7 protein-coding genes are annotated in these 6,000 nt (G+C 45.0%); 3 read left to right on the top strand and 4 right to left on the bottom strand.

Annotated features, from left to right (window positions below):
• Window positions 1-21 precede the first annotated feature (21 nt).
• The 3 genes from LJ707_RS19050 (at window position 22) to LJ707_RS19060 (ending at window position 3,116) form a co-directional block, all read left to right on the top strand.
• Window positions 22-1,239, top strand: coding sequence for a DEAD/DEAH box helicase (locus LJ707_RS19050; protein WP_228954065.1), 1,218 nt, complete (start codon window positions 22-24; stop codon window positions 1,237-1,239).
• Window positions 1,236-2,216, top strand: coding sequence for a glycoside hydrolase family 43 protein (locus LJ707_RS19055; protein WP_228954067.1), 981 nt, complete (start codon window positions 1,236-1,238; stop codon window positions 2,214-2,216). The genes LJ707_RS19050 and LJ707_RS19055 overlap by 4 nt, the downstream gene beginning before the upstream one ends.
• A 390-nt stretch (window positions 2,217-2,606) precedes the next feature.
• Complete coding sequence (locus tag LJ707_RS19060) at window positions 2,607-3,116, top strand: molybdopterin-binding protein (protein ID WP_228954069.1); 510 nt, start codon at window positions 2,607-2,609, stop codon at window positions 3,114-3,116.
• On the opposite strand, the gene LJ707_RS19065 is transcribed toward LJ707_RS19060, so the two are convergent.
• The 4 genes from LJ707_RS19065 to LJ707_RS19080 all read right to left on the bottom strand — a co-directional run.
• Complete coding sequence (locus LJ707_RS19065; protein ID WP_228954073.1) at window positions 3,117-3,737, bottom strand: ATP-binding cassette domain-containing protein; 621 nt, start codon at window positions 3,735-3,737, stop codon at window positions 3,117-3,119.
• Window positions 3,734-4,405 carry a molybdate ABC transporter permease subunit gene (gene modB, locus LJ707_RS19070; protein ID WP_228954074.1) on the bottom strand — a complete coding sequence of 224 codons (672 nt, stop codon included), beginning with the start codon at window positions 4,403-4,405 and terminating at the stop codon, window positions 3,734-3,736. The genes LJ707_RS19065 and modB overlap by 4 nt, the downstream gene beginning before the upstream one ends.
• Window positions 4,406-5,158 (bottom strand): molybdate ABC transporter substrate-binding protein, encoded by a 753-nt coding sequence (modA, locus tag LJ707_RS19075; protein ID WP_228954076.1) that lies wholly within the window; start codon window positions 5,156-5,158, stop codon window positions 4,406-4,408.
• A 118-nt stretch (window positions 5,159-5,276) separates the two neighbouring features.
• Window positions 5,277-6,000: ammonium transporter (locus LJ707_RS19080; protein WP_370632426.1), on the bottom strand; the 724-nt coding region annotated here is incomplete at its 5' end.

The following is a 6,000-nucleotide window of genomic DNA, read 5'->3' on the forward strand; positions in this document are numbered from 1 at the left end:
ACTCACCTATAGGCAAAGACAGTGACATTTCAGGATTTTAATTTTAACAGTGATTTATTAGAAGGCGTTTTAAGCATGGGGTATACCAAGCCAACGCCCATACAGGAAATGGCCATTCCGGTTATTATGGAGGGTAACGACCTGATAGCCTGTGCCCAAACCGGCACGGGTAAAACGGCGTCGTTTTTACTGCCTGTATTGAATTTTATTACCGAGGAGCATAAACACTACACCACAGCCCTTATACTTACCCCAACCCGTGAGCTTGCACAGCAAATAGATCAGCAGGTTGAAGGGTTAGCATATTTTACCGGCCTCAGCTCACTGGCCGTATTTGGTGGCGGCGATGGTATTGTGTACGAGCAGCAGCGCCGCGGTATACAAAACAACGTTAACATCATTATTGCAACACCAGGCAGGTTAATAGCCCACCTTACATCGGGTGTGTTAAAGCTGAACCACATACGCCACCTGATACTTGATGAGGCCGACCGTATGCTCGACATGGGTTTTCAGGATGATATTACGCGCATCATCAGCTATCTGCCTAAAAAAAGGCAAACGCTGTTGTTTTCGGCCACAATGCCGCCACGCATCCGCTCTTTGGCCAAAACGGTACTGCACAATCCGCAGCAAATAAACCTGGCCGTGTCGCAACCGGCGGTAGGTATTGATCAGCAGGTGTATTATGTGGCCGATCAGCAAAAGAACGCATTGTTAAAAATGCTGCTTCGTGATGGTACTTATACCAGCATCATCATTTTTTCATCAACTAAAGATAAAGTAAAAGAGGTATATAAGGAGCTGAACAAGAGCAATCTCAAGATCAGTGCCTTTCACTCAGACCTTGAACAAGCAGAGCGTGAAAAGATATTGCTCGAGTTTAAAAACAAAAGCCTGCCTATAATTATAGGTACGGATGCGCTATCACGCGGTATTGATGTGGAGGGGATTGACCTGGTGATCAATTACGATGTGCCGCCCGACCCGGAAGATTATATTCACCGCATTGGCCGTACGGCACGTGCGGCAACAACCGGTACCGCTATTACGTTTGTTAATCAGCGCGATCTACGCCGTTTTAAAGGTATTGAGGCTTTGATAGAGCGGGTGATTGAGCAAAAGCCGCTGCCCGCCGAACTTGGTGAAGCCCCCGTTTTAACCGAAGAGAAGAAACCCCACTTTAAGCGTAAAAACAAACGCTTTGGGAATAAAAAGAAACCAACAAACAACCAATGAAATTAAGAACTGTACTTTTAATGGGTGCGCTGGGAATATGCACCCAGGCATCCGTTGCGCAGGAAAAAAAGGAAACATCAGGTAACCCTATATTTGAGGGATGGTACGCAGATCCGGAGGCGGCTATATTTGGTAAAACGTTTTGGGTGTATCCAACTTACTCTGCACCATACAATCAGCAGGTTAAGTTTGATGCCTTTTCGTCAACCGATTTGGTGCATTGGACCAAACATCCAAGCATTGTTGACACTTCGGCTTTAAAATGGGTAAAGCGTGCGCTATGGGCTCCGGCTATTACCAAAAAAGGCAGTAAATATTATTTGTTTTTTGGGGCTAACGATATTCAGAACAATGATGAATACGGCGGCATTGGCGTTGCGGTGAGTAACAGCCCATCAGGCCCGTTTAAGGATTACCTGGGCAAACCACTGATAGATAAGATCATCAACAAGGCGCAGCCTATTGACCAGTTTGTGTTTAACGATAACGGCAAATATTATATTATTTACGGCGGCTGGGGCCATTGCAACATAGCCCAGCTAAATAAGGATTTTACCGGCTTTATTCCGTTTGAAAACGGCGAAACCTATAAATCAATAACACCTGAGGGTTATGTTGAAGGCCCGGTAATGTTTAAACGCAAGGGTAAATATTACTTTATGTGGAGTGAAGGCGGCTGGACCGGGCCTGATTATCGTGTAGCTTATGCTATAGGCGATTCGCCTACAGAGCCGTTCAAACGCATTAACACCATCCTGAAACAGGATGCAACCATTGCCACAGGCGCGGGCCACCACTCAATGGTTAACATACCCGGCACTGATGAGTGGTATATTATTTACCACCGTCGTCCGCTTACCGAAACCGATGGTAATCACCGTGTAACTTGTATAGATAAAATATATTTTGACGAAAAAGGCGAAATAAAACCGGTTAAGATTACTAACGAAGGCGTACCGGCACGTAAAGTAAAATAATACTAAGAGAGTTTTATAAAATTAAAAAACCCGCTGGGCCTCGCGCCTGGCGGGTAACCAATTAAATTAAACTATACTTTTTATTGAAAAAAAGCCAAATGAATAGGCCGCATCTCTGCGGCTGATTATTACCCTGAAACTGTTCTAACAGATCAGACGTAATGACGGCGGCAACAATTAATATTACAATTAATCGATTGCCGACACTGCAAACATAACTCTATTTGCGCAATATTATTGTAATAATAACACTTTCTAATTCATTATTTGCAGGCTGTATTGTGCTTATTAAAGCGCCATAAGTTGTAAAAACGTTTTACAATAGCCTAAGTAAAATATACCTGGTAAAAATTTTATCAGTTTTGGTTTATAAATATTAAGTTAGCGGGAATGAAAAATAAGAAGTGGATGCTTTGTTTGCTGGCGCTTGTTTGCACAACTGCGGTTTTTGCACAACAAACCAAAAGCTTTACAATAACCGGTGTGGTTAGTAAGGCACAAACTATTACATACGACTCGCTGCAACAATATAAGGTATATAATATCGATAGCTTAAATGTTACCAGCCATACAGGTTCATTTAAGCATAAGGATGAAAAGCTGAAAGGTGTATTGCTGACAGATGTGCTTAGCCATATCCGGTTTAATGTGAGCAGCCCTAAGCTTTTAAGTGAACTTTACCTGGTTTGTGTGGCAAGCGATGGATACAAGGTAGTTTACTCGTGGAATGAATTGTATAACACCACTGTTGGCGAAACCGTGTTTTTGTTGGTTGAAAAGAATGGTATCAGCATTAATACTATGCCCGAAAGTATCCAGATGCTATCAGCAAAAGATCATAAAACCGGGCGCCGCTATCTGCATAACCTGAGTAAGATAATTATAGCTAAAGCACCGTAATTATTCGCCAATACTTATTTCTTCGCCTGCAAAAGCATCCAATTCCTGCGGGTTGTGACTAACGATCAGCGCGGTCATCCTCATATTACTGAACAACGAACTTAAAGCGCTGGTGAATCTTGCTTTGGTTTTAGTATCCAGGGCCGAAAATGGCTCGTCCATCAGTATTAATTTCGGCCTTACAGCCAATGCGCGTATTACCGCCAACCGCTGTTGCTGCCCGCCCGACAGGTGTGAAGGTTTGTTCGAAGCAAATGCTGTCATTTCGGCAATGGATAACAGGTGATTTATCCATTGCTTATCATTGGTAGCATATTGCAGGTGTTGCAACACCGTCATGTTAGGGAATAAGGCATGATCCTGGAACACAAAACCTGTGAGCCTTTTTTGTGGCGATAGGTTTATCTTTTTTTCGGTGTCGAGCCAGGTGGTTCCTTCAACTATCACGCGGCCGTTTTCGGGGGTTATCAGTCCGGCAATGATTTTTAACAGCGTGGTTTTGCCTGCGCCGGATGGCCCCGAAATTTTGGTGATAGTATTTAAAGGCAATTGCCCGGTAAAATCTAAAACCTGCTCCCCGCTATAAATATTAAGTTTTTTTTGAATGTTTATCTCTATCATTCCAGCGGGGTTTTAGCTTGTGCACGATTATAGATAAAAACGCTCATCAATAATAAAAAGGTAATACCGAAAAGTAATAACGAATAATTGGCGGCAAGGCTGTAGTCCATCTGCTCAACAGCATCATAAACGGCTACTGAGGCTACGCGGGTAACACCCGGAATATTGCCGCCTATCATCAGCACCACGCCAAATTCGCCAAGCGTATGGGCAAAGGTTAGTATGGTGGCGGTAAGCAGCGCGGGTTTTATATTAGGTAAAAGCACATACCTGAAGGTTTGCCACTCAGATTTACCCATGGTATATGATGCCTGTGCCTGTGATGGCGGCAATTGCTGTAAGGCCGACCGGACAGGGCCTGCCATAAAGGGCAAACTATAAATTACCGATGCCAGTACCAGCCCGGGGAATGAAAACACCAACTGCACATCAAAAACATCATGCAGCCATTTGCCCAAGCCATGCTGCGGACTAAAAGCCAGCAATAAATAAAACCCTAAAACGGATGGCGGCAAAACCAGCGGCATGGTAATAAGTACTTCGGCAAGCATTCTGAACAAGGTGCGCCGCTTTGACAGCCACCAGGCCAATGGCAATCCCACAAGCAGTAACAAAAGCGTTGTTACTGTTGCCAGTTTTATTGATAACCATACAGGCGATACATCCATTTATAGTGTTTTATAACCGTATTGTTTAAAAATGCGTTTTGCAGCGTTGCTTAGCAAAAAGTTATAGAATTTTATAGCCGATGGCTGATGCTTGCCACCCTTTAACAGTACCATTGCCTGCTTTACAGGCGCGTATAGTTTGTCATCCATGGCTACCCAATACGGCATGGTTTTAAGCTGCGGATCTTTGATCAGCGCTTCGGTGGTAAAGCCTGCCTGTACAATGCCTGTTGTAATATAGGTATTTACCTGCGATATGCTTTCGCCGTATACCAGCTTGGTTTTTAACCGGGTAAGTAAATTTTCGTGCTGCAAAACTTCGGTAGCGGCTTTGCCATAAGGAGCCGTGGCCGGGTTTGCTATCGCGATCTTTTGTGTGGATGGGTTGTTAAGTAATGCTTTCCAATTGTTTAGGTTAATAGGCTTTTGGCTGCATAGGATCAGGCTGCCCCGGGCATATACAACAGGTTTATTAATTGCGAAGCCTTTGGCATATAATGTTTCGGCAAAAGCAACATCGGCAGAAAGAAAAATGTCAAACGGTGCGCCGTTCATAGCCTGTGCCGTTAGTTTGCCTGACGCGCCGGTAATTGGCGTTATGCTGATGCCGGTTTGCTTTTTAAACTCGGCGGCAAGCGGTTTTATAACGCTTTGCAGGTTTGCCGCGGCAGCCACCTTAACATCCTGCGCCAATGCGGATAGTGATATGCCTAATAATAAGGTTAAGAGCCAGCCTGTTTTATTCACCTTCATATATACAATAACAAATATAAATGCCTTAACACAAAAAAGGCTGCACCTAAATGGTGCAGCCGTAAATAAATACAATGGTCAGTTAATATTTATTAAGATTTTTTATTGGATGCTCATCTTACAATTCCTCATCATGCTGGCTGACGTCAAGGCCCACAAGTTCCTCTTCAGGGGTAACGCGAAGTTTAGAGATCAGGTCAGTCACTTTAAGCAGGATGAACGAACCCACGAAAGCGAAGACGGACACGCCCACCAAAGCGATCAGGTGCGTAGTGAAAAGCTTGGTATCACCGTAGAACAAACCATTACCGGTAGTATTGGCACTGTTCACGTTCACATGGGCGAACACGCCGGTCAGCAGCATACCCACCATACCGCCCACACCGTGGCAAGGGAATACGTCTAAAGTATCATCAATACTGGTTTTGCTGCGCCAGATTACCACCAGGTTACTCACCACCGCGGCCACGATACCGATGATCAGCGAATGCGGAATAGTTACAAAGCCCGCTGCCGGCGTAACCGCCACCAAACCAACCACCGCGCCGATACAGGCACCCACCACAGAGGGTTTTTTACCACGCAGCATATCAAAAAATATCCAGGCAATGGCGGCAGCGGCCGAAGCCGTAGTAGTAGTACCCAAGGCGGTAGCGGCAAGGGCGTTTGCGCCTAAAGCCGAACCCGCGTTAAACCCAAACCAGCCGAACCACAGTAAACCGGTACCTAATAACACGTAGCTGATACGTGCCGGGGCATGCGCCTTATCGGTACGCTGCTTTAAATAAATAGCCGAAGCCAAAGCCGCCCAGCCGGCCGACATGTGTACCACGGTACCACCG

The sequence above is a fragment of the Mucilaginibacter sp. UR6-1 genome (assembly GCF_020880975.1).
Lineage (GTDB): Bacteria > Bacteroidota > Bacteroidia > Sphingobacteriales > Sphingobacteriaceae > Mucilaginibacter.

What these genes read in the sequence shown, in the direction of transcription:
- LJ707_RS19055 (WP_228954067.1), top strand. Translation starts at nt 1,236, where the DNA reads ATGAAATTAAGAACTGTACTTTTAATGGGTGCGCTGGGAATATGCACC.
- LJ707_RS19060 (WP_228954069.1), top strand. Translation starts at nt 2,607, where the DNA reads ATGAAAAATAAGAAGTGGATGCTTTGTTTGCTGGCGCTTGTTTGCACA.
- LJ707_RS19065 (WP_228954073.1), bottom strand. Translation starts at nt 3,737, where the DNA reads ATGATAGAGATAAACATTCAAAAAAAACTTAATATTTATAGCGGGGAG.
- modB (WP_228954074.1), bottom strand. Translation starts at nt 4,405, where the DNA reads ATGGATGTATCGCCTGTATGGTTATCAATAAAACTGGCAACAGTAACA.
- modA (WP_228954076.1), bottom strand. Translation starts at nt 5,158, where the DNA reads ATGAAGGTGAATAAAACAGGCTGGCTCTTAACCTTATTATTAGGCATA.